Origin of the sequence: Cephaloticoccus primus, from assembly GCF_001580015.1 — a bacterium.
Classification (GTDB): domain Bacteria; phylum Verrucomicrobiota; class Verrucomicrobiia; order Opitutales; family Opitutaceae; genus Cephaloticoccus; species Cephaloticoccus primus.
The window spans coordinates 105,232-126,719 of the sequence record NZ_LSZQ01000052.1 but is presented as its reverse complement, the minus strand read 5'-3'; the positions used below and the strand labels follow the sequence as shown (position 1 = coordinate 126,719).

The window sequence follows — 21,488 nt, the reverse complement described above, 5'->3', positions numbered from 1 at the left end:
TCTATATGCAGTTGAACTGTCGTCTTCAGCTCGGACTTACGGCGCATTTTCTAGTAAAGCCCCACCATTCAAAGTTCCGGGGCCACCCAGGCGCTCGGGCTTTCTACTTTGTTTTGGAGGGTTGGAGGTCTGGTACCGAGCTGCTTGCAGCGAGGAGAAGATCAGTGATCCACTTGAGCAGGTAGATAAGAGTCCGTATCACTATGGAGTTGGTGCGCTATTGATGGCAGCCTGCGAAATCACCAATCTGGGTTGCTGCGAAGCGGTGACGGTTCAGCTTTAGGGGGTCCCTCTCCTCTCTGTAACCCATGCTCCCATAAACCCCATGAATAAGATATATTGCTTCCGGCTTCTCGGAGCCGCCAAAGTCGCTGCACTCCTCGCCATGCTTAGTTTTCCTTTTTCCAGTAGGGCCCAAGTTGCGCCTGAGAAGTTGGGCGAAGAGACCGATCCGGTGGCGATTCGCGCGGAGTGGGTGGCTTGGGCTACCAAGCTCGCGGAGCCGATTTTTGACGCGCTCGATAAGCGTGAGCTCAAGCTGAGGATGCCAGTCGAGACGCGGGCCACGTATGCACCCGTACCGGTCACTGCTGGGGGGCGCAGTAGCTTTGCGCATTTGGAAGCACTTGGTCGGCTCCTTGTCGGGATCGCTCCTTGGCTTGAGCTCGGGCCGGATGACACGCCCGAGGGCCAATTACGCGGTCGACTGGTAGAGGCGGCTCGCCGCGCAATCGATGCAGCGACCGACCCAAGTTCTCCCGACAAGATGAATTTTGGGGAAGGTAAAGGCGGCGACCAGCCGTTGGTTGATGCGGCTTTCCTCGCTCAAGCGACCTTCCGGGCGCCGCGCGAACTGTGGGAAAAACTGGAGCCCCGAGTTAAGGTAAATCTCATCGCTCGGTTAAAGGAAGCCCGGGGCATCGCTTTCCCTCGCTCAGGGAACCACCAGTTGTTTGCGGCTTTTGTCGAGCTCGCCTTGGCGAGGGCCGGTGAGCCCCGCGACGATCCACGCTTTTTGCCTGCTATCGAAAACTTCCGGAAATGGTATCTAGGCGACGCTACTTATGGGGACGGGCCCGAGTATCGCTGGGACTACTACAACTCCTACGTGATTCAGCCGATGTTACTCGGTATTCTGGATGAAGTGGCCCACGAGAGCGAGGCGCTCCGCCAGTTTCAGAAAGAGGCTCACGCGGCAGCACGACGCTATGCGGTCGTCCAGGAACGGTTTATCGCTCCCGATGGCAGTTTTCCCGTGATTGGGCGCTCAATCACGTATCGCGCAGGTGCCCTCCAGACGCTGGCCGATGTCGCGTTGCGGCGCGAGTTGCCAGAGCCTGTGATCACGCGCACCGAGGACGGAAGTGCTATCCACTCAGTGCTCCCCGCTCCGCCGCCTGCGGCAGTGCGCACTGCACTTACCCGTGCTCTCCGGCGTACGCTGGATGCACCGGGAACATTTGACGAAGCGGGGTGGCTGCGGATCGGCCTCGCCGGACATCAGCCCTTATTGGCTGAGACCTACATCAATACCGGCAGCCTTTATCTGTGCAGCGTGGCCTTGCTGCCACTCGGTCTCCCACCCGACGATCCATTCTGGAGTGATCCCTATGCTCCGACAACTTGGGAGCGTACTTGGGGAGGCGAAAATGATGTCTGGGCTGATCGTGCCTTTTATGGTCTGCCAAAAACGGAAGCTTCGCGACGGTAGCCTGAAAAGGCTGTGGTTTTCTGAGCCAGGGGAGGGGGCTCTTTCCCTGATGATAAAAAGAAAGGCGGCACCCTTTCGGATGTGCCGCCGGAGGAGGAGGGAGGTACACGCGCAGGGTTTTCCTGGGAGCGTGCCGGCTAGTGCGTGTGGTCGTGCGAGTGGGCGGAGGCTGTGGCGGTGAGTGGGGGGTGGAGGCTCGTGGCGGCGGCGTCGAGGAGTGGGACGGGGAGACGGATGGCGGTGACGCCGATTGCGGAGGAGAGGCGGGCGTAGGTGCTGCGGGCGCGGGCCAAGTCGCCGTGTTGGGCGTGGTCGAGCAGGTCGTCGGCGAGGAGAGCGAGTTGGGCGAGTGCAGCGCGAAGGCGTGTGGTGTCGATTTCGCCAATGCGCTGGATGGTGTCGAGTTGGTCGTAGAGGGCGTGCGCGCCTAGATGGATGGTTTCGGCGAGATCGGGCACGCGGGCGAGGTCGGCGCGGTCGAGCGCCACGCGGGCGTTTTCGCTGGCAGTGGTGATGCTCTTCCAGGTTTGGGGCAGGGCGGCTTTGCCAAACACGCTGCCCCAGTCGGCGCTGTGGTCGAGCTCGCCGGGGTTTGCGGCGGTCGAAGCGGTGCCGTGGCTATGTGCGCCTGCACTGTGATCGTGGTCGTTGTGCGAATGGCTGTGGCCGTGTGCGCCATGTGAGTGGTCGTGCCCGTGGCCGTCGTCTTTATTTACGAAGACGAAGGCGAGTGCGGCGATGAGGAGGAGTGCGCCCGGGGCGATGATGAGGAGGGAGCGGAGTTTCATGGTTAGTAGTGCGTTGTGGGTTGGGTGGAAGAAGTGGAGGGGGCGGAGGGGAGGGCCGCCGTTGTGGCGGCGGCTTCGTGTGTTTCAGTGGTGGTGCGCGCGAGGGCGCGCCGTGCGGCCCGCTGGCCAAACTTTAAAAACACGGCGGGCGTGACGGCCATGTCGAGCAGCGTCGAGCTCAAGAGTCCGCCGAGGATGACAATGGCGACCGGGTAGAGAATCTCTTTTCCGGGTTCGTGTGCAGCGATGGCGAGCGGGATGAGGGCGAGTCCGGCGCTGAGGGCGGTCATCGTCACGGGCACGAGTCGCTCCAGCGAGCCGCGCAGGATCATTTTTTCGCCAAACTCTTCGCCTTCGTGCTGCATGAGGTGCAGGTAGTGGGAGATCATCATGATGGTGTTGCGCGTAGCGATCCCGGCCAGGGTGATGAGGCCGACGAGGGTCGCCACCGAGATGGAGCCGACGGTGAAATAGCTGAGCGCGAGTGCACCGACGAAGGAGAGTGGCACATTGAGCAAGATCTGCCAGACGATCATGCCCGAGTGAAAGTGGGCGTAGAGGAGCACCCAGATCGTGGCGAGGGTGAGGATGGCGAGCAGGCCGATGCGGCGCGAGGCGGCTTGCTGGCTCTGGAACTGGCCTTCGTAGGAGATGAAGTAGCCGGTCTCCATCGGCACGGCGCGGGTGAGGGCTTGCTGTATGTCGGCGACGATGGCATCAAGCGCGCGTCCGGCGACATTGGCCGAGATGACGATGCGGCGCATGGCGTCTTCGCGGTTGATGGCATTGGGCCCGCGGGCCTCGCGGATGGTGGCGATTTGCGCCAGAGGGATCGCTCCGCCCAGCGGTGTGTCGATCAGGAGCCCGCGCAGCCGCTCTACGTCGCTGCGCAGGCCGAGCGCGTGCGGTGTTTGCGCCGCATCGGGCTCGCCGCTGCCACGCGCGATTTGCGCGCTGTCGCCTTCTTCGCCGAAGCGCAACACGAGGTCGATTGAGCGCGCGCCGTCGAGGACTTGTCCGATGGTGCGGCCGTTGAGGCCCGCTTCGAGGCGCTCGCTGAGCTCGCCTGGGCGCAGGCCGTATTCGGCGGCGCGCTCGCGGTCGATCTCGATTTTTACCTGCGGGATCAGGACTTGTTTTTCGACCTGTAGATCTACGAGTCCGGGGATGGAGCGCATGGCCGCTTCGGCTTGGGCGGCGTAGGCGCGGAGTTTGGCGAGATCGGGGCCGGAGAGCTTTACGGCGATGGCGGCTTGTACGCCTGAGAGCATGTGGTCGAGCCGGTGCGAGATGGGCTGGCCGACGTTTACGAGGACGCCGGGGAGATCGGCCAGGGTTTCGCGGATGTCGGCGAGGATCGCGGCGCGGCTGCGTGCACTGCGGCTGAGGTCGACATCGATCTCGGAGCGGTGAACGCCCTCGGCATGTTCGTCGAGTTCGGCGCGTCCGGTGCGGCGTCCGGTGAGGGCGATCTCGGGAAGGCGGAGCAGTCGTTGTTCTGCGATGCGGGCGATGCGGTCGCTTTCGCCGAGCGAGGTGCCCGGTGGCATGATGAGGGCGACTGTCGCGGTGCCTTCGTTAAACTCGGGCAGGAAGCTTTTTCCCATGCGCGGATAGAGGGCTCCGGCGCCGATGACGAGGGCGAGGGCCAGCCCGATAGTGATCCACGGGTGGCGCAGCGCGGGGCCGATGACGATGCGGGCGCTGGCGCGCTTGAGCAGGCGCACGAACCACGCGTCGCGCTCTTCGCGCATGCGTTTCATCTGGGGGAGCAGGTAGGAGCACAGTGCCGGGATCACCGTCAGCGAGACGAGGAAGGAGGCGAGCATGGAGACGATGATCGCAATGCCGATCGGCGCGAAGAACTGGCCCTCGATCCCGCTGAGCGCAAAGAGCGGCAGGAAGACCAGCACGATGACGAGGGTCGCCAGCAGGATGGAGGAGCGTACCTCGATTGAGGCGGCGCCGATCACACGGCGCGCGATAAGCGAGAAACCGGGTGCGGCCCCCTCGGCCTCTCTCGGCTTTCTGGTGCGGATATTCGCGGCGCGTTGCTTGCGTGCGCGGCGCAGCTCGGGGCTTTCGCGCAGGCGCCGGAATACGTTTTCCACGTCTACAATCGCATCGTCCACAACGAGCCCGACGGCGACCGCGAGGCCGCCAAGCGTCATCGTATTGATCGAGATGCCGAGCCAGTGAAAGACGATGGCGGCGACTGCGAAGCTCAGCGGGATGGCCGTGAGCGTGATCAGCGTGGTGCGAAAGTTGAGCAGGAAGAGCAGGAGGACGAGCACGACCATGACCGAGCCGTCGCGGATGGCCTCCTTCACATTGGCGATGGCGGTTTCGATGAAGTTGGCCTGGCGGAAGAGCACATCCATTTGCACGCCGGGCGGGAGTGAGGCGCGGATTTCGTCGAGTGCGGCTTCTACGTGGCGGGTGAGCTCGACGGTGTCGGCGCCGGGCTGCTTTTGCACGCCGAGGATGACTGCGGGCTTGGCGTTAACACCGGCCTGGCCGCGCATCGGCTGGATGCCGAGGCTGACCTCGGCAATGTCGCGCAGGAGGATCGGCGAGGCGGGCGCAGCATCTCGACTGCCAGTCGCGCCTTGTGAAGCGGGGCGGGCAGGGCGAACGACGGTGAGGCCGAGCGCGGCGGGATCGGCACTGCGGGCGAGATTGCGGATGAGTTTCTCGCGCGGCCCATCGACGAGGAAGCCGCCACCAGAGCTACCCTGCGCTTCGGCCGCAGCGCTCGCGGCTTCGTCAAAGCTCACGCCTGCGGCGGCCATTTTTTCGGCATCGAGGTTGATGTGGAGTTGCTGGCGGCCGCCACCGATCACGGTGACCTGGGAGACGCCGCTCAGCGTCAGCAGCCGTGGGCTCAGCTGCCAATCGGCCAGCGTGCGCAGCTCGGGTGGCGTGGGCGCGCTGGCGTTTTCTGCATCGACGGAGAGGCCAATCAACATGGTCTCGCCCATCAGCGAGGAGATCGGCCCCATGTTGACCTCGATGCCTGTCGGGAGGCGCGGCCGCGCGAGCTCGACCCGCTCCTGGACGAGCTGGCGGGCGCGGTAGATGTCCTGCCCCCAGTCAAACTCGACGTAGATGATCAAGAGCCCCACCGCGCAATTGGCGCGGACGCGCTGGACGCCGGGCGCGCCGCCAAGCGAGGTTTCCAGCGGCACCGAGATTAGCGTTTCGATCTCTTCGGGCGCGAGGCCGGGTGCCTCAACCATGAGCGTGACGGTGGGGCGATTGAGATCAGGGAAAACGTCGATCGGCAGCCGCGTGATGATGTAGCCGCCGTAGACGAGGAGCAGCATACCGAGGCCGAGGACGGCCAGCCGGTTGCGCAGCGAAAGGTGGATGAGTCGCGTGAGCATGGTCGTGTGTGGTTGTGGGAGCGGGAGGGGCCGGAGGGGCTGGGTTTATTGCTGTGTTTCGCGCGTGGTTTAGTGCGTGTGCCCGCCGGGGCCGTGCGAGTGGCCGTGGTCGTCTTCGAGCAGAGTGGCGCCGCCTTCGCCGAGAAACTGGAGTTGATAATTGCCCCGAGTGACGATGTGATCGCCCGGCAGCACGCCTTCGATAATTTCGACGAAGCGGTCGTCGCGCAGGCCGAGTACGACGGGCGTGCGCTCAAAGTGTAAGGTGCCCCCGCCGTGTGCGGCTCCTGCGCCGCTCGGGCTGCTTAAGCTTTCTGGTGGGTCCTCGGTTTGGCGAAAGACGAAGAACTCGCCGTGCTCCCCGAGAATCGCCGCGCGCGGCACAACGATGGCGGCGGGGCTACCGCCCGCGATGACTGCCAGCGAGACGCGCATGCCGATCAGCAGTCGCGATAGCGGATTGGGCGTGTGGACGAAGACGCGGCGCGCGCCCGTGTCTTCGGCGACGTTGGCCGCGATGGTTTTCACCTCACCCTCAAAAACCTCTTCGGGGTAAGCCGTGCTGCGGATCCGCACACGCTGGCCGAGCCGGACTTCTGCAATGTCGCGTGCCTGGACTTCGCCTACGACATCGACTTCGCTCAGGTCGACGAGCGTGAGCAGCGTATCGGCGGGTTCCACGGCTGAGCCGAGTTCTACTTGGGTCTCCAGGACGAAGCCGTCGATGGGCGAGGTAAAGGCGAGGCGCGCCGGATTTTCAGCGGCGAGGCGCGATTCGATTTCGAGCAGCAGCTCTCCTCGGGAAATCTGCTGCCCGTCGTGCACGGTCAGCCGCGTCACGCGGCCGGGAATGCGCGAGGTGATCGCGATTTCGTTTTCCGGCTCAGTCGCCACGCGGCCGAGGGCAGAGATCGTTTTTTCGAGTGGGCGCAGCTCGGCGGTGACCGTTTGCAGCCCGATGTTTTGCGCGGCCTCACGGCTGAGCTGGAGCGCTTGTGCGCCAAGCGCAGCGGGCAGCGAAGTGAGAAGGGCGAGAGTGAGAGAGTGTGCGAGCAGGCGGATAAAGCGTTTCATTTTACGGAAAGGGTTAAGGGGGGCGGGCAGGGCGTGGGGCTAGATGTCGGTTTCGGCCAGGTCGGTGGCGGTGAAGCGCACGACTTCGGCGCGTGCGTTCAGGTAGCGCTCGGCGGCAGAGAAAAACTCGGCTTCGATCTCGCGTTGCTGCTGTCGCGCTTGGGCGAGCGCGAAGAGGGGCAGCTCGCCTCGCTCGTGGAGCGCGCGCAGTCGCTGCGGGAGCTCCGTTGCGCTGCGCTCGCAGAGCTCTTGGTAGCGCAGCACCTGCGGTTGCAGTGCCTGCGCAGTTGCGAGCGCGGATCGCGCTTGCGCGCGCCATTCGTCGCGCAGGGCCCGCGCTTGTGCTTCGGCAATGCGCAGGGCGGCTTCGCGCTCGGCGATTGTGCCGCGATTGGGCGCGCGGCCTTGGCGGGCTGGCCAGGGGGCGGAGGTACTGAGCGTCAGCCGCGGCTCGTTGGCGAGGCGGCCGGTGGCATCGTTGGCGCGGCGCTCAAACTCGACTCCAGTGCCGATGCTCCAGTCTCCCCGCGATTCGCTGCGCGCGAGATTGAGCGCGGCCTGCGCTTGGCGGATTTCGAGTTCGGCGAGCGCGAGTTGCGGTGTGTTTTCGGACAAGGTCTTTGCACTCGGCTGCGGGGCCGCGAGCAGCGCACCCAGCGCAAGTTTCAGATCGGGTGCGGGGCTCGACTCAGGGAGTCGCAAGCGGGCGTGGAGCGGGGCCCGCGCGGCAGCGGCCTCGGCGCGCGCGAAGGCGAGGGCCTGCTCGGCACGCGCGAGCTCAAGCGCACTAAAGTGCCACTCGTCTTCGCCGATCTCGCCCGCTTCGCGGCGCGCGCTGATGATGCGGCTGAGCTCGGCCTGGAAGGCGAGGGCGCGTTCGGCGAACTCGACCTTGGCCCGCTGCAAGGCCGCCGCGTACCAGAGCTGGCGAATCTCGTCGGCGAGCGTGCGTCGGCGAGCGCGGAGCTCCAGTGGGGCGGCCTCTCCCCCGATTCGGGCATAAGCGCGGGCGAGGGCGAGTCGCTCGCGGCGCGGGATTTGTCGGCTGACGCTCAGGCCGAGCATCCACTCGCTTTGGTCGTCGAGAGGCAGGGCGCTGCTGAGCTCGATCTGCGGGTTTGGGCCCAGGCCTGCCTGGAGCTCTCGCGCAGCCGCAAGTTGCGGTGCAAGCGCAAGTGCTTCGACTTGAGGGTCTCGCTCCCAGGCGAGCCGGATCGCCTCATCAAGTGTGAGTGCCACGGAAGAGGTGGCGGCGGCAGGTGCTTGGGAGTTTGGATTTGCAGCGGCGACGCTCACTGCGAACGCGCCGATAAAGAGGACTCGGAAATTCATGGTGTGATTTTGGGTGGGGCCAGTAGGCCTTTTGGGGCGTGCTGCGTATCGGCGGCACGCCAGTGAAAAGTGGGTGCAGACAGTGCACCGCCAAGGGCATGGTTACCGCGCTGCTTGCTCGGCCACGCATCGTTTGGCCTGCGCCGCAGGGACAAATACGCGCGGCTTTGACCTGGCCTGCTTCTCCTGAGGAACGCGTAGCGCGTTCCTTGAAGGTTGCGTGTGGGCGCGCGTTAACCGCGCACCGTGGCCAGCCCAGCGTTGCTTAGCTCAACGAAACCGGCGGTGCGGCAATGTCTGGCGCGCATCGGCGCACAAAATGCCAGATCGGGTCCCGCGTGTGCCGCCACCTCTGTAGGCAGAGTGTGGCGGCGGGAGCATAGGCCCTCAGCAGGTGCTGAAGGGCCCGGTGAAAGAGGATCGCTGCGAGCAGCAACACGGCGAACGCCGCAAACAGGACTGCGCCTTGCGGGTTGTGCTGCGCCCAGAGTGGGGTGTGGTCGTCGCCATCTCCAGCGTTGTGCTCGTGAGCATGGTCGTTGGCCGGGTCGTGATAAGCCGGATGGTGGTGCTCGTGCTCAAACAGGTAGCCCGCCGCCTCCAGGCTTTGATGGAAAAAGCCCGTGCCCCAGGCGAAGACCATCAACAAAGCGATTATGACACGAGGGGCAGGCACAGCGCGCAGAGTGGTGATACGAAAACTTACGCTGTCAACGGGCCTGTGCGGATTTTCCCTGATTTCCCAACTGCATGCCGCGCCCAAGCGGGTAGCCACTCAATTGAGCGCATTCCTTGGTTTTGTGACCGTGAGGACTAGCGGAGCGCGGCCTGCGCGACTGCGGTGTCGTTTTCCAGCTGTTTGGGTGGCTCACTTCAGGCAGTCTTTCTTCAGCCAGTGGCGGACGCGGCTGGCGAGGAAGTCGATGTAGGCGGGGTGGTCGTTGAGGCAGGGGATTTGTTTAAAAAAAGTACCGCCCGCGCCGAGGAAGGCGTCGCGCCCTTGCATCTGGATTTCCTCGAGCGTTTCGAGGCAATCGGTCGTGAAGGCGGGACACAGGACGAAGAGCCGGCGCACGCCTTCTTCGCGCGGGAGGCGCAGCAGCTCGGCGTCGGTGTAGGGGGCCAGCCAGGGCTCGCCGACGAGCCGCGATTGGTAGGCGAGCGAGTGGCGCGGCGCAGCGTCCCCGAGCCGCGCGACGAGCCGCGCGGTCGTTTGCTCAATGTGTGCGACGTAGGAGAGCGCTCCCGCTCCTCCCTCTCCGCTCGCACCGCCAATTTCGGGCGTCCACTCGGCGAGCGGATGCTCGACGAAGCGCGCCGTGACACCGCGCAAGCTGGCGATCCCCACATGGCGAACGGGGATTCCGTGGTAGCTGAAGAGCAGATGGTCGCCCGCCTCTCGCGGAGTTTCGCTGAGATGCGGCAGACAGACTTGAGCGAGGGCCTCGATGTAATCGCTGTCCGCGTAAAACGGTTTTACGCAGTGCAGCCGCACTTGTTGCGCGTGAGGGGCTCGGGGCGGGAGGGCGGCGAAAGCCTCGCACACGCGGACGACCACCGTCTCCCAAGAGGACATCGCGTAGTGCGGATACTGCGGGAAGATCAGTACCTCCTCGACGCCCGCCGCTGCGATTTGCGCCACTACTTCGGGGATTGAGGGCCGCCCGTAACGCATGGCGAGGTACACGAGAGGCGCGCCGCTTTCTTTGCCCGCATCGGCGGCGGTAGTGGCCTCGCCGTTGTCGCTGCTGCTGAGTGCCTGCGCCAACTTTTCGCAAGCCGAGCGCGAAGTCGCGATGAGCGGCGAGCCTGCGTCCGTCCAGATCTGCGCGTAAGCGTGCGAAGAGTTTTGCAGCCGCCGCGGGATGATGAGGCGGTTAACCAGGAGGCGGCGCAGCCAGCCCCAACGCGGCAGGTCGATGACGCGCGGGTCGCCGAGAAACTCCTCCAAGTATTCGCGCACATCCTCGGGATCGGTCGAGGCAGGCGAGCCCAGGTTGACGATGAGTACAGCGCGGCGCGTAGACATTTTTCTACTCGTTGCCATCTGCAATCTCATTAGCGACGGTGGATGTCTTGGGCTTAGACCTGCCCGAGCGCCCAGCAGGCTTGACTGTAGCAAGAGCCTTACTTGCCAATTCTTTTATATGCCCTGCAGTATGCGCTGCAAAGCCTGGCACCGCTTGCATGGCCTGTTTCACTATACTTGATGAGACCAATTCATGCCAAGGGCTACCGTGACTGTCCGTCTCTACCAGTCTGAGCGGTAACTCATCCAGCCTCGTCAGTGCAGATGTCAGAAGCTTGGCCTCCATATCCTTATCAAATCTTGCCGCCTCACGACGGAATCCCTCATAAGCTTGGGAGATGGACGCTTTGTATGCATAATCCTCGGCAATTCGGAAGCGTTGGCCTATCTGCTTTGTTGCCAACCATGCAAACCAGACTGGCGCGCCAATGGACAAAATCGAAAGCAGGAAATTAAGTACGATTACTTGAATAGGAACATTTGGAGCACCGAAAAGCTCCCCAAGAGAATGCAATTGAGCTTTGCCAAAATAACTGCCAGCGGCCAGAGCTGCAACCAATCCCCAAATCCAAAACCATATTGATTTTGATAGTGTGCTTGAGCGCTTACTAAATGCAGCCGCCAGTCCAACACTGGTGGCAGCGGAATAGGCATGCTCACAGCGTGCAAGCACCGCATCTGCATCGGTCGTAGTCTTTTTTAGCTGTTTGTCAATTTCAACGCTATACTCTTTAATACGAGCTATATCATTTTGATAGCGAGTAGCATCGTTGACGATGCTTAAAACTTTCTGCTTCGCTTCAGACAAAGCGTCCAAGTCTGTCGGTAACTGGTCGGCGGCTTCATATGCCTGCTCGATGCGTTCTACAATTGTGTTGAGATCGACAGTTCGAGGCTCAAGATTGTTGAGACGTGACTCCATTGCACGGATTCGTTGTGTCAGTCTTTTCAACTTTGCAGCAGCCTCAGCGCGTTCGTCGCTGCTCAAAACAGGGGTAAGTGCTGTGCGTAACCCCTGAAGTGTCATCAGATAGGCGGGGACGGCCTGCGCTGGATGGCTCCCTATATACCCTATAGTTTGACTTTGGAGATGGTCAAGGCGGCGTATATAATCTTTCAGGCGCACTTCATTTTCACCCAAACTGTCCCCATCCAGCTCTTCAATCAGGTTAATAATACTCTGCGCTTCCTCAATCAACTCCGATCGGGTCAGCTCAGGAGCCCCCCAGCTGTTATTTGCGATTCCGAAAGGCTCATCACTGGAGATGGAAGTCTCTATCGCGGAAGCGATGTCCTCCATGTGCGTTTTAATTGTCTTTAATGTTTCATTCATTTCATTGTCTATTTAAAGTGAAGCTTAGTTTACGGAGTGTCGTAGCTGATCCCTCTACCTGCGCTTCAGATTAAGCACTAAAGGTAGGCAGTGTCCGTACGATTTTCCGGGTTTCTAGCGAGACGGTGATGAGGCGGAGGAGGAGTTCGAGGGGGTAGCGGGGGTTGTTTAGGGTTTCGGTGGCGTAGCGGTTGGCGTCGGAGACGATGCCGCTGGCTTTGTCGGTGCGGATGCGCTGGCGGTCGATAATCCAGTCGATGGCGGGGCGGCCGTTGACGATATAGTGGTACGCATCCAGCGGGATGTTGCGGACAGTTATGTGGCGGTTGTAGTGGATGACCGAAAAATCTTTGCCGGTTTTATTGGCCTGCGTTTTTTCAGTTTTTCCGTATTTCATTTTTTCGACATAAAAGTCCTCGGGCTGCAATTCGTCCAGCGTGGTGCAGTTCTTTTTATGAATGTCGATGTGCACGGAGGTGTCCAGCGGGGCGTGCTCATAGCCGATATGCAAATTTGCCAGTTGCTGCCCTGCCTCGGCAAAGGCGCAGAAATCTTCGAAGCTGGCGGCAAAGGGGATGCGGGGCAGCTCTTTGGTTAAATTGTTGGCAAAGGTTTCTCGATACTGCGGGCTGTGCAAGATGGCATAGATATATTCAAAAATTTGCGTTTTGGTGATGGTTGTGCCATCTTTGCCGTAGTGGACTTGAAAGGCAGCAAGCGCAGCATCGGTGATGGCGTGTTTTGGTTGGCCTTGGCTGTTGTATAGGTACTCGGGGAAGCATTGGCCGTTAAGAATCAACTGAATATCGACCATGCAACCTGACATCAAAACCGAAAAATTTCTTGCTCCGATACCGGTCACACAAATCAGCCGGTTTTCTACGTTCGCTTGCGCCAAAGTAGGTTTTTCCGGCGCGGCAAACAAGCCATCTTGACCGCTGGCTTCTTCTGTGGCTGGCCCCGATACCGGCAAGGGGAAGATTTGAGGCATTTGGTAGACGCAGTTATTCAACATGCGGTTGTAATACAGCCAACCTTTGGAAAAGGGGCGATATAGCGTCGGCATGGCTGCCTGCGGATGGAATGTTAGTTGTTTATTTTGTGCAAAATCAGCGAGCAACTCACGCGTCCAGCTTATTTTTGTCGGGTCGGTATCAATAAAACCTGCCAGCGCCTCTTTCCGTTCCTTTGTTGGCGTTTGGGCGTATTGGCGATTGAACGCGCTGCGCTGCTCTTCGTAAAAACTCACCATGCGTTGAACATTTTCCAGTAGTGCCGCGCGGCTGGGGTTGTTGCACCAAGCATCCCGATTGGTTTTCACGCCATTTGAAAAATTTTCAAATATTCCTGTATTAGCTGGTTTGTTTTTATTTTTGGCATCGCCCATCGGCAGCAAATCTGCAAACTCGCCACTGCGCTGATTCAGCCAATCGTTCTTTTCATCCGGGGTAATTGCCTGCCACAAATCTTGCTCGGCAATACCGGCGATGCTTTTTAATTCAGCGATTTTTTCCAGTTTTTGCTCGCGGCTCAGGTAGTCGCCAATGTCGCAGTAATGGATTTTGCCCGCTTGCCCTGTCTGGTGCTGGGGTGTCTTGACCAATAGTGAAATGACCACACCTGTTGTGCTGCCTTGCCCAAAGACATTACCACCTTCTTTTTTATCTTTCACATTTCCGCGTATCTCGCTGCGAATATCGCCGCGCAGGTGAAAGATATACAGGCTGGAAAACTCTTCTGTCAGGCATTTGCGCATGCCATCGGTGGCGGCTGAATCCAGCCAACCTGCGTTGGTGACAAAACCGATAATGCCGCCGGTCTGCGGGTCAATGCGGTCGGATGCCCAGCGGATGGCGCGGATATAACTGTCTACCAAGGATTTTTTGGAGGTGGCTGTTCCCCGCGCAGAGTATGTTTGTTTGATGCGGTTATCCAGCTCGGGATAGGCGACATTTTTATTTTGGTCGTTCTCACTTTTCTGTCCCACCGAATACGGCGGGTTGCCGATGATGACGGTAATCTTGCTTTCCATCTGGCGCTTGCGGCGGGCGTTGTTGGCGGCCAGTGCGTCGTTTTTGTTTTCGAGCAGGGTTTCGGTTTTTTCGGTAGGGATATTGAAAGTATCGGCCAGCAAGATCCCCGGGAAGGGTGTGTACGGTGCGCCGGGGCAGTGTTGCGCAAAAGTGGACTCGATATTCACTGCAGCAATGTAGTACGGTAGCAGCAGAATTTCGGTGGCGTGGAGTTGCTGCTGATAAACGCGCGGCAGGTGTTCCGGGGCAATCAGACCGCTGGCGAGCAGCCGTGCCATAAAGGTGCCGGTGCCGGTGAAGGGGTCGAGCAGTTGTACGTCTTCACTTTCCAGTGTCTTGCCAAAGTGGGTATGTAAAAGGTGCGTGACGCTGTGCAGGATAAAGTCTACGACTTCAATCGGGGTGTATACGATGCCGTGTTTACTAACGACCTTTGGGAAGGCCTTGGCGAAGAATTGGTCGTAAAGCGTAATGATCAGGGTTTGGCGCGCGGTGGGGTCGTCAATGCCGCTGCTGCGTTTGCGCACGTCTTCATAAAAGCTGTCCAGAGCCTGGCGTTCGCGGTCTAGCGAAGAGTCGGCCAGCAGAATATCGGTGACAGTTTGCAGGGCCAGGCTGATGGGGTTGTTTCGGCTAAAATGGTCGCCGCCGAAAAGCGCATCGAACACCGGCTTGGTGATGAGGTGCTGGGCCAGCATTTCGACGATCTCGTCTTGGCCGATACTGGTGTTGATGTGTTTGTGGAGCTGTGCCTTGAACTGCTCAAAGGCGGCGATGGCTTCGACTCGTCGGGGGTCGCTTATGATTGTTTTGATCTGGGCGATCTGTAGCTGGGCGATCCGGCCAATGTCCTGGGCCCACTGTTCCCAGTGGTCGCGGTTGCCGACTTTTTGCACGACCTTGGCGAGGATGGCGCGTTCCAGCTCGCCGGTAGGGAAGCGGATTTGCGTTTGCTCGTCGGGAGGGGGCTGTGGCGGTGCGGTGCCGATGCCGGTGTCAGTCCTGGTGTCTATAATGGGCTTATCTCCGCCACTTTGTCTCGGCTTGCGGGCGGCAAGGCCAGTGACGGCGACGATCTCGATGCGCTGCGGGTCGCTGCCGAGGAGCTCTATGCGGTTGATGAAGCGGTCGAACTCGTCGTCGTGCGAGCGCAGGGCCTGCAGGACCTGCCAGACGACTTTGTAGGTTTTGTTGTCATTGAGTGCCCTGTGCGGCTCTATCCCGGAGGGGATGACTACGGGGAGGATGATATAGCCGCGCTTTTTATCCGGTGCCTTGCGCATGACGCGCCCGACGGATTGGACGACTTCGACCTGCGAATTTCGCGGGGTGAGGAACAGGACGGCGTCCAGTGCGGGGACGTCTACGCCTTCGGACAGGCAGCGCACGTTGGTGAGGATACGGCAGGTGTCGTCTGCGCTGTCGTCTTTTAGCCAGTTGATTTTCTGCGTTTTCTCGGCGGCGCCCATGCCGCCGTGTACGTAGTCGGCTTCGCAGCGTAGCCGCATGCTGCGCTGCGTGGCTTTTTCTTCGGGGCTGGCGGTGTTTTGGTATTCCTCAACTACGGCGCCAAACATCTGGGCGATTTGCCGCGCGGCGGTTTTATTGCTCCTCCCGCCGCCTTTGCCGGTGTTGGCGCCGCGCTCGCGATCAATGATTTGGCAGAAGGCCACAGCGCGGCGCATGGGCGCGGGGTCGTCGGAGAGGTCTGCCAAGCCTTCTTTGGCGAGTGCCTTGAAGCAGCCGATGATTTTGGCGGCATCGTCCATGCGCAGGCTGTTGTTCTCGTCGGTGAGGAGTTTTTGTACACGCTCGTTGATTTCTTTTTCCTCTATGGTCAGGACGATGACCTTGTAGGGAACCAGCAGTTTTTGCTCCACCGCAGCGGAAAAGGTCAGGGCGTGGAAGGTGGGGCCGTAGATGGCCTCATCGTCCATGGAGTAGAGTGTCAGATCTTTGGCCTTTTGGGTCTGCTGCTGTGACTCGGCATCGTAGATGCGCGGAGTGGCGGTCATGTAGAGCCGCTTGGTGGCACGGATCGCGGTGTTGTCGTGGATGCGCACGAAATGGCTTTCCTCGTCTCCCTCCCAAGTCTGGCCGGTGGTGCGGTGAGCCTCGTCGCAAATGACCAGGTCAAAGGGGGGAAGGCCGTGCTCTTTTTGGGCACGCTCAATGACACCGAGGCTGTGGTAGGTGGAAAATATGACCGTCATGGAGGCCGGGCGTCGTCGCGCGGCGTGTTGCATGGCGAGAGCGGAGGCCCGCGTGGTGGCGGGGTAGGCGAGCTCGTGAAGGGAAAGCCGGAAGTGGTCGCCCTGCTCGGTATCGCTTGTGTGCGCGGGCTTGGTGCCAGAGCCGACTTCGGTATCCGAGCACACGGCGAAGGCGGTGATCGGCAGGGTGCTTTGCTGGGTCCACTCGGTGAGTGTTTGCGAAAGAAGGGCCAGGCTGGGGACGAGGAAGAGGATGTGGCCTTCGGGGGAGGCTGTCGCCTCCGCGATCCGCAGCGCAGTAAAGGTCTTGCCGCTGCCGCAGGCCATAATGAGCTTGCCGCGGGGATGCTGTCGCAGGCCGTGGAGGACGTCGGCAATGGCGGCTTGCTGGTGCGGGCGGGACTGGTTTTTGGGTTTCAGGAAGACAGCCGCCGGAGTGGCAGGAGCCTGAGGGAGTGCGTAGCGTGCCCAATCAATCGCACTGGTTTCGAGTGCCTCCAAGTTGATGCGCGTCGCGGGGATCTGCTGCTGCTGGAGCATCTGCTCGGCATTGCTGCCGAGGGGTTTGCAGGTGGTATCGATGAGCAGGCGGGCACTGAAGGCGCGATGCCCACTGGCGGACATAAAGCTATCTATGTCAGGTTTACTGATAACGCGGTCGGCGGCGTAACACTTGCACTGAACGGCGTGATGCTCGCCTGCATGAGTCGTAGCGACGAGGTCGATGCCGGTGTCATTGGGGTTGAGCTCCCACTGGCTCTGTTCTTTCGCCCAAGCCGCATAGGGTTGTACCTGGGCGTAAAGAGCGCGAAAACCGGGCTCGTGGCTGAGGTAGTCGGTGACCAGTCGCTCAAAAAGGCGCCCTTTCTCCGATTCGTGACGGGCTGTTTGGCGAATGCTTTCCAGAAGCTTTTGTAGAGCCGTGGCGGTGGGCTGGGGCGCGGCCGCAGGTTGAGAAGTGGACATCGGGTTGGGTTGGGGGCGATTGGGTGAGTGGATGGGGAGGCGAGTGTGACGACAGCGTGTGAGTGCCAATCCCTGTTCTTCATCGGAAAAACGCCAATGCTTTCTGATCCACGCGTTGAGAATTCAGATGCGACGCTCGCTGGAGCACTCGCACCTTTCTTTGCTACCGGGCCAATCGAAGACTCTTGCGGGGCGGGGGCGCAGCGGCGCACTGTGCGTGCTATCTCACTTTATGAATACGAACCGTAAGCCCGTGCTCCTCATCATCCGCGATGGCTGGGGGAAAAATCCCCACGCCGATCAAAACCCGAACAATGCTGCGTTTCTGGCGGCGACGCCTTGCGAAGACGCACTGCGGCTGCGTTATCCGGTGACGCAGGTGTCGGCCAGCGGGCTGGATGTGGGGCTGCCCGAGGGGCAGATGGGCAACAGCGAGGTGGGCCACGAAAACATCGGCGCGGGCCGCATCGTCGACCAGGAGCTGGTGCGGCTCAACAAACTGTTCAGCGAGAAACAGCTCGCGCAAAACCCTGTCTGGCTGGCGATCCTCGACCGGCTGCGCCGCGAGCCCACGGCGCGGCTGCACTTGATGGGGATTTTCTCCGACGGCGGGGTGCACGGGATGTTGGAGCACCTTTACGGCATTCTGGAGCAAGCGCGGGCGGACGGCATCCCGGCCGACCGTGTGTTGATCCACGGCTTCACCGATGGGCGCGATACGCCGCCGGACAGCGGGTTGGGCTTCGTCGAGCAGATCGAGGCGCGGCTGCGCGAGATCGGCGTGGGGCGCATCGCGACGATTTGCGGGCGTTTTTGGGCGATGGATCGCGACAACCGCTGGGAGCGCGTGCAGCGCGCCTACGATCTGCTCAGCGGTCGCGCGACCGAGGCCACCGCGCGCAGCGCTGCCGAGGCGCTCCGCCGCCACTACGACAACCCGCCCGCGCCGACTCAGGCGGGCGACGAGTTTCTGCCGCCGACGCGGCTGCTCGGTGCCGACGGTCAGCCGCTCCCGCATTTTTCGGATGGCGACGCGGTGCTCTTTTACAACTACCGCGGCGACCGCCCGCGCGAGATCACCAAGGCCTTCGTGCTCGACGATTTCGACGGCTTCGCACGCGGGCCCAAGCTCGACCTCTACTACGCGACGATGACCGAGTACGAAGCGGGCCTGCCCGTGCACGTCGTCTCGGGAAAGCCGCCGCCGCTCAAAAACATCCTCGGCGAAGTCGTCTCTCGCGCGGGCCTCGCCCAGTTTCGCTGCGCAGAGACCGAGAAAAATCCGCACGTCACCTTCTTCTTTAACAACTACCGCACCGAGCCCTTCCCGGGCGAAGACCGCTACTGCCCCGCCAGCCCCAAGGTCGCCACCTACGACCTCCAGCCCGAGATGAGCGCGGCCGAGGTCACGCGCGCGAGCAAGGAGGCGATCCTCTCCGGCAAGTACGCGCTGATCGTCGTCAACTACGCGAACCCCGACATGGTCGGGCACACCGGCTCGCTGGAGGCGGCCAAGCGCGCCGTGGAGGCGACCGATGCGGGCGTGGGCGAGCTGCTCGCCGCGCTGGAAACAGTCGGCGGCCGCGCAATCGTCACCGCCGACCACGGCAACTGTGAGCAGATGTGGGATGGCCCGCGCAAAATGCCGCACACCGCGCACACGCTAAACCTCGTCGAAGCCTTCGTCGTGGACTCGCGCCTCACGCCGAAGACGCGGCTGCGCGAAGGCGGGCGCCTCGCCGACATCGCGCCCACGCTCCTCGCCCTCATGGAGCTGCCGCAGCCTCCCGAGATGACCGGCCAAAATCTTATTGCAGGCGGCGCGGCGTGAACAGCACGCTGCGCGGCTTGCATTGATTGAGCGCCCTCCCGCCCCTCCCCAGCCGCTCCCGAAATTTCCCCGGAAAGAGAATCGTACCTACAACGCGACCAGCCCCACCACCGACGCGAGCCCGCAGCGCTCGCCCGCCTCAATATGGACGACACCCAAGACAAGCAGGCCAAGCCCGCCGACCTCAACACACTCGACCTCTCGCAGCTCCAGGGCTTCAGCTTTGGCACGAAGTGGGAGTCCAAGCCGGCCGAGAAACGCGAAGGCGGCCCGCGCGGCGAGCACGCCGGGCGGCGCGATTTTGGGGCGGGTGGCGCGCGCCGGGATTGGCGTGCGGGCGGTGGCGGCGGTGAGGGAGGGCGCGGTGATCGCCCAGGCGGCGGCCCGGCCTCGCGCGACCGCCGCGGCTTTCGCAAACCCGGGCCTGCTGACGCGCCAGCCAGCGCTGCTGCTGGCACTGGCGATTCGCGCCGCGAAGGTGCCGCCCCGCAAGACCAGCGGCAGGGCGGGTGGCGTGCGCAGGACGGCGTGAGCCGCCGAGCCGCCACCGATGGACGCGCACAGGACGGCGCAAGCCGCGATGGACGTGCGCAGGGCAGCTTCAGCCCGCGCGGTGGTGCAGATCGCCGCGCACAAGGCAGCGGCGGTGGCGCGGGGCCTCGAGGCGGTGGCGGTCGTTTCGCGAACTACAACCGCGAGCGTCCGCACTACGAGCCGCCCTACGACAGCCCGCACTTCGCGGTCAGCTTTTACCCCGAAGACAAGAGCTTCGCCTCGCTGGCAAAGACGATCCGCAGCTCCTACCGCACGCTCGAACTGTTTGAGATTGCGCGCACCGTCGTCGCCAAAAACGACCGCTTCATCGTCCACCTCACGCGCAAGCCTGCCGCCCCTCCTGCCGACGCCGCGCCGCGCCAACCGATCTACATCGCGCGGCCCGACGGCGTGCCCTTCGACAGCGAGGACGCCGTCATCAACTACGTGGTGGCCCAGCACATCGGGCAGTTTTTCCACACCGAGCAGGTCCAGATCGACCCGCCCAAGGGCAACTTCCAGGTCATCAACCGCTGCGGCGTGACCGGCGAGCTCCTCGGCCCGCCCAACTACCACCGCTACAACCAGATCGTCCAGCAGCACTTCGACACGCGGATCAAGCACCTCTCCTTCGACGCCTTCCGCGCCAAGATCGAGACCCTGCGCGATCCTGAGGCCATTGCCCAGTGGCTGGAGAAAATGAAGACGATCACGCGCTACACCTGGTGCAGCGCGGACACGAAAAAAACTGGGGAAACCAAAGCCCAGGCCGCCGCCTCTACTGCGCCCACCGAAAGCGTGACTGGCAACGAGCCGACGTCCGCCGCGCAGGCAAGTGCCGCGACTGATGCCGATGCGCAGGCCGCTGCCGCGCAGGAAACGCCTGCTGCCCAAACCGAGGGCTTACCCGTGCCGCCGAGCGAAACGGTTCACGCCGAAAATCCCGAGTCGGCGAAAGCGAGTGAGGCTGCACCCGCCGCTTCGGAAACGGGTGAGACCGCGCCTGCCGAAGCTTCGGCCACCGGACAAGCGAGCGAGCCGTCCGCGAGCGGCGAAACGCCAGCATCTGAAACGGCTTCCTCCGAATCCCCCGAATCTCCCGCAGCGCCCGCCGCGAATGCCGCCGCGCCGGAGGAAACGCCCGCGGTGACTTTCGACAGCCTCGAAGAGGCGCGCCTGTACCTGCTCACCCATGCGCGCGGGCAGGTTTATCGCACCAGCGACACCGCGCGCTTTCATGGCAACCTGCTCGACAAGCTGCCCGAAGGCGAAATCCGCCGCGCCATCGAAGGCGCCCTGGAGCGGCAACGCCGCTTCCCGCTCGACACCGCCAACGGCCTGCGCGGACGGCTGCGCCGCGAGCACTTCACGATCTTCAAAAAAGGCACTAAAGGCATCGCCTACGTGTGTGCGGTGAAGCGCAAATTCCGCACGCCCGGGCAGACCTTTGCCGACTCGATCGCCGCACTCATCGACTTCATTGAGAAAAACCCGATGGTGCTCGTCAGCGAGCTGCCCGAGCGCTTCCTCGGGCTCAAGCCTGCGCCGGCTCCTGCTGCCGAGCCAGCTTCCGCCGCTGCTGATAAGGCGCCGCTATCGCCTGCGGGTGCTGGTGCGCAAAACGAAAGCCCGAGTGAGTCCGCGCCCGCGTCAGAAGCTGTGGCGGCAGTTGCCGCGCCTGCGCCCGAAAAGTCGGCTGAAGCCGTGGCCGAAAACTCAGCCGTCGCATCCGCCGATACGGTTGCCGAGCGCGAGGCCCTGCACCGCCTCCAGCTCGATCTGCGCTGGCTCGTCACCGAAGGCTACGTCACAGAGTTTATCGACGGTCGGCTCTTTGCCGCGCCGCCCATGCCCGAGTCGCGCAAACGCGCCGCCGAAACTGGCGAGGAACACGATCCCGAAAACTTCCCCGACGCGCCCAAACCCACTCCCGCGCCGCAAAAATCAGACGCTCCCAAAATGGAGCCCGCGCCAGCCGCACCCGCGAACGCGGAGCCGCCGCCCACCGAGCTTTCCGAAGTAGCGAAGCCCGAGGATGCAGCCACTCAGCCGACAACTGAGCCGCCGGCCCCTCCAGCGGCGGAAGGCCCTTTCGAGCCCGCTGCTGCCAAGCCCGAGCCTGCGCCTGCGGACACCGCTGTCACTCCCGCCGCTCTGCCCTGAAGGCGAGGCAACGCTCCACTGCGCGTGGCGGCAGGGCGGCCCTACGCGGGCGGCGGTGGCGGGTCGCCACTTCCATTTAATTTGCGATTTTGCCC

11 protein-coding genes are annotated in these 21,488 nt (G+C 62.3%); 3 read left to right on the top strand and 8 right to left on the bottom strand.

Features of this window, described 5'->3' with window-relative positions; all coding sequences use genetic code 11:
• The first annotated feature begins 325 nt into the window (after positions 1-325).
• Positions 326-1,711: a DUF2264 domain-containing protein gene (locus AXK11_RS07170; RefSeq protein ID WP_197456838.1), complete on the top strand. Its 1,386-nt coding sequence runs from the start codon at positions 326-328 to the stop codon at positions 1,709-1,711.
• Positions 1,712-1,848: 137 nt separating this feature from the next.
• On the opposite strand, the gene AXK11_RS10080 is transcribed toward AXK11_RS07170, so the two are convergent.
• From AXK11_RS10080 to AXK11_RS07130, 8 genes are all read right to left on the bottom strand, one after another.
• Positions 1,849-2,499: a hypothetical protein gene (locus tag AXK11_RS10080; RefSeq protein WP_068630729.1), complete on the bottom strand. Its 651-nt coding sequence runs from the start codon at positions 2,497-2,499 to the stop codon at positions 1,849-1,851.
• Positions 2,500-2,501: 2 nt separating this feature from the next.
• Positions 2,502-5,885: an efflux RND transporter permease subunit gene (locus AXK11_RS07160; protein WP_068630727.1), complete on the bottom strand. Its 3,384-nt coding sequence runs from the start codon at positions 5,883-5,885 to the stop codon at positions 2,502-2,504.
• A gap of 69 nt (positions 5,886-5,954) precedes the next feature.
• Positions 5,955-6,959: an efflux RND transporter periplasmic adaptor subunit gene (locus tag AXK11_RS07155; RefSeq protein WP_068630725.1), complete on the bottom strand. Its 1,005-nt coding sequence runs from the start codon at positions 6,957-6,959 to the stop codon at positions 5,955-5,957.
• A gap of 39 nt (positions 6,960-6,998) precedes the next feature.
• Entirely contained in the window at positions 6,999-8,291 is a 1,293-nt protein-coding gene (locus AXK11_RS07150) for a TolC family protein (protein WP_068630723.1), read from the bottom strand.
• Positions 8,292-8,556: 265 nt separating this feature from the next.
• A complete protein-coding gene (locus AXK11_RS07145) occupies positions 8,557-8,967 on the bottom strand; it encodes a hypothetical protein (RefSeq protein WP_156469249.1) in 411 nt (136 codons plus the stop codon).
• 192 nt (positions 8,968-9,159) lie between these two features.
• Positions 9,160-10,320: a ferrochelatase gene (gene hemH / locus AXK11_RS07140; RefSeq protein ID WP_068630720.1), complete on the bottom strand. Its 1,161-nt coding sequence runs from the start codon at positions 10,318-10,320 to the stop codon at positions 9,160-9,162.
• 4 nt (positions 10,321-10,324) lie between these two features.
• Positions 10,325-11,653: a hypothetical protein gene (locus AXK11_RS07135; RefSeq protein WP_068630718.1), complete on the bottom strand. Its 1,329-nt coding sequence runs from the start codon at positions 11,651-11,653 to the stop codon at positions 10,325-10,327.
• A 70-nt stretch (positions 11,654-11,723) separates the two neighbouring features.
• Complete coding sequence (locus AXK11_RS07130; protein WP_068630715.1) at positions 11,724-16,865, bottom strand: DEAD/DEAH box helicase; 5,142 nt, start codon at positions 16,863-16,865, stop codon at positions 11,724-11,726.
• Between the two features lie 232 nt (positions 16,866-17,097).
• Between AXK11_RS07130 and gpmI the strand changes: the two genes are divergently transcribed.
• Together gpmI and AXK11_RS07120 are read left to right on the top strand one after the other, a co-directional pair.
• On the top strand, positions 17,098-18,696 hold the full coding sequence (gpmI, locus tag AXK11_RS07125; protein WP_068630713.1) for a 2,3-bisphosphoglycerate-independent phosphoglycerate mutase: 1,599 nt from the start codon (positions 17,098-17,100) through the stop codon (positions 18,694-18,696).
• 144 nt (positions 18,697-18,840) lie between these two features.
• Positions 18,841-21,393: a hypothetical protein gene (locus AXK11_RS07120; protein WP_068630711.1), complete on the top strand. Its 2,553-nt coding sequence runs from the start codon at positions 18,841-18,843 to the stop codon at positions 21,391-21,393.
• The last annotated feature ends 95 nt before the right edge of the window (positions 21,394-21,488 follow it).

What these genes read in the sequence shown, in the direction of transcription:
- AXK11_RS07150 (WP_068630723.1), bottom strand. Translation starts at nt 8,291, where the DNA reads ATGAATTTCCGAGTCCTCTTTATCGGCGCGTTCGCAGTGAGCGTCGCC.
- AXK11_RS07155 (WP_068630725.1), bottom strand. Translation starts at nt 6,959, where the DNA reads ATGAAACGCTTTATCCGCCTGCTCGCACACTCTCTCACTCTCGCCCTT.
- AXK11_RS07120 (WP_068630711.1), top strand. Translation starts at nt 18,841, where the DNA reads ATGGACGACACCCAAGACAAGCAGGCCAAGCCCGCCGACCTCAACACA.
- AXK11_RS07135 (WP_068630718.1), bottom strand. Translation starts at nt 11,653, where the DNA reads ATGAATGAAACATTAAAGACAATTAAAACGCACATGGAGGACATCGCT.
- AXK11_RS07130 (WP_068630715.1), bottom strand. Translation starts at nt 16,865, where the DNA reads ATGTCCACTTCTCAACCTGCGGCCGCGCCCCAGCCCACCGCCACGGCT.
- gpmI (WP_068630713.1), top strand. Translation starts at nt 17,098, where the DNA reads ATGAATACGAACCGTAAGCCCGTGCTCCTCATCATCCGCGATGGCTGG.
- AXK11_RS10080 (WP_068630729.1), bottom strand. Translation starts at nt 2,499, where the DNA reads ATGAAACTCCGCTCCCTCCTCATCATCGCCCCGGGCGCACTCCTCCTC.
- AXK11_RS07170 (WP_197456838.1), top strand. Translation starts at nt 326, where the DNA reads ATGAATAAGATATATTGCTTCCGGCTTCTCGGAGCCGCCAAAGTCGCT.
- hemH (WP_068630720.1), bottom strand. Translation starts at nt 10,320, where the DNA reads ATGTCTACGCGCCGCGCTGTACTCATCGTCAACCTGGGCTCGCCTGCC.
- AXK11_RS07160 (WP_068630727.1), bottom strand. Translation starts at nt 5,885, where the DNA reads ATGCTCACGCGACTCATCCACCTTTCGCTGCGCAACCGGCTGGCCGTC.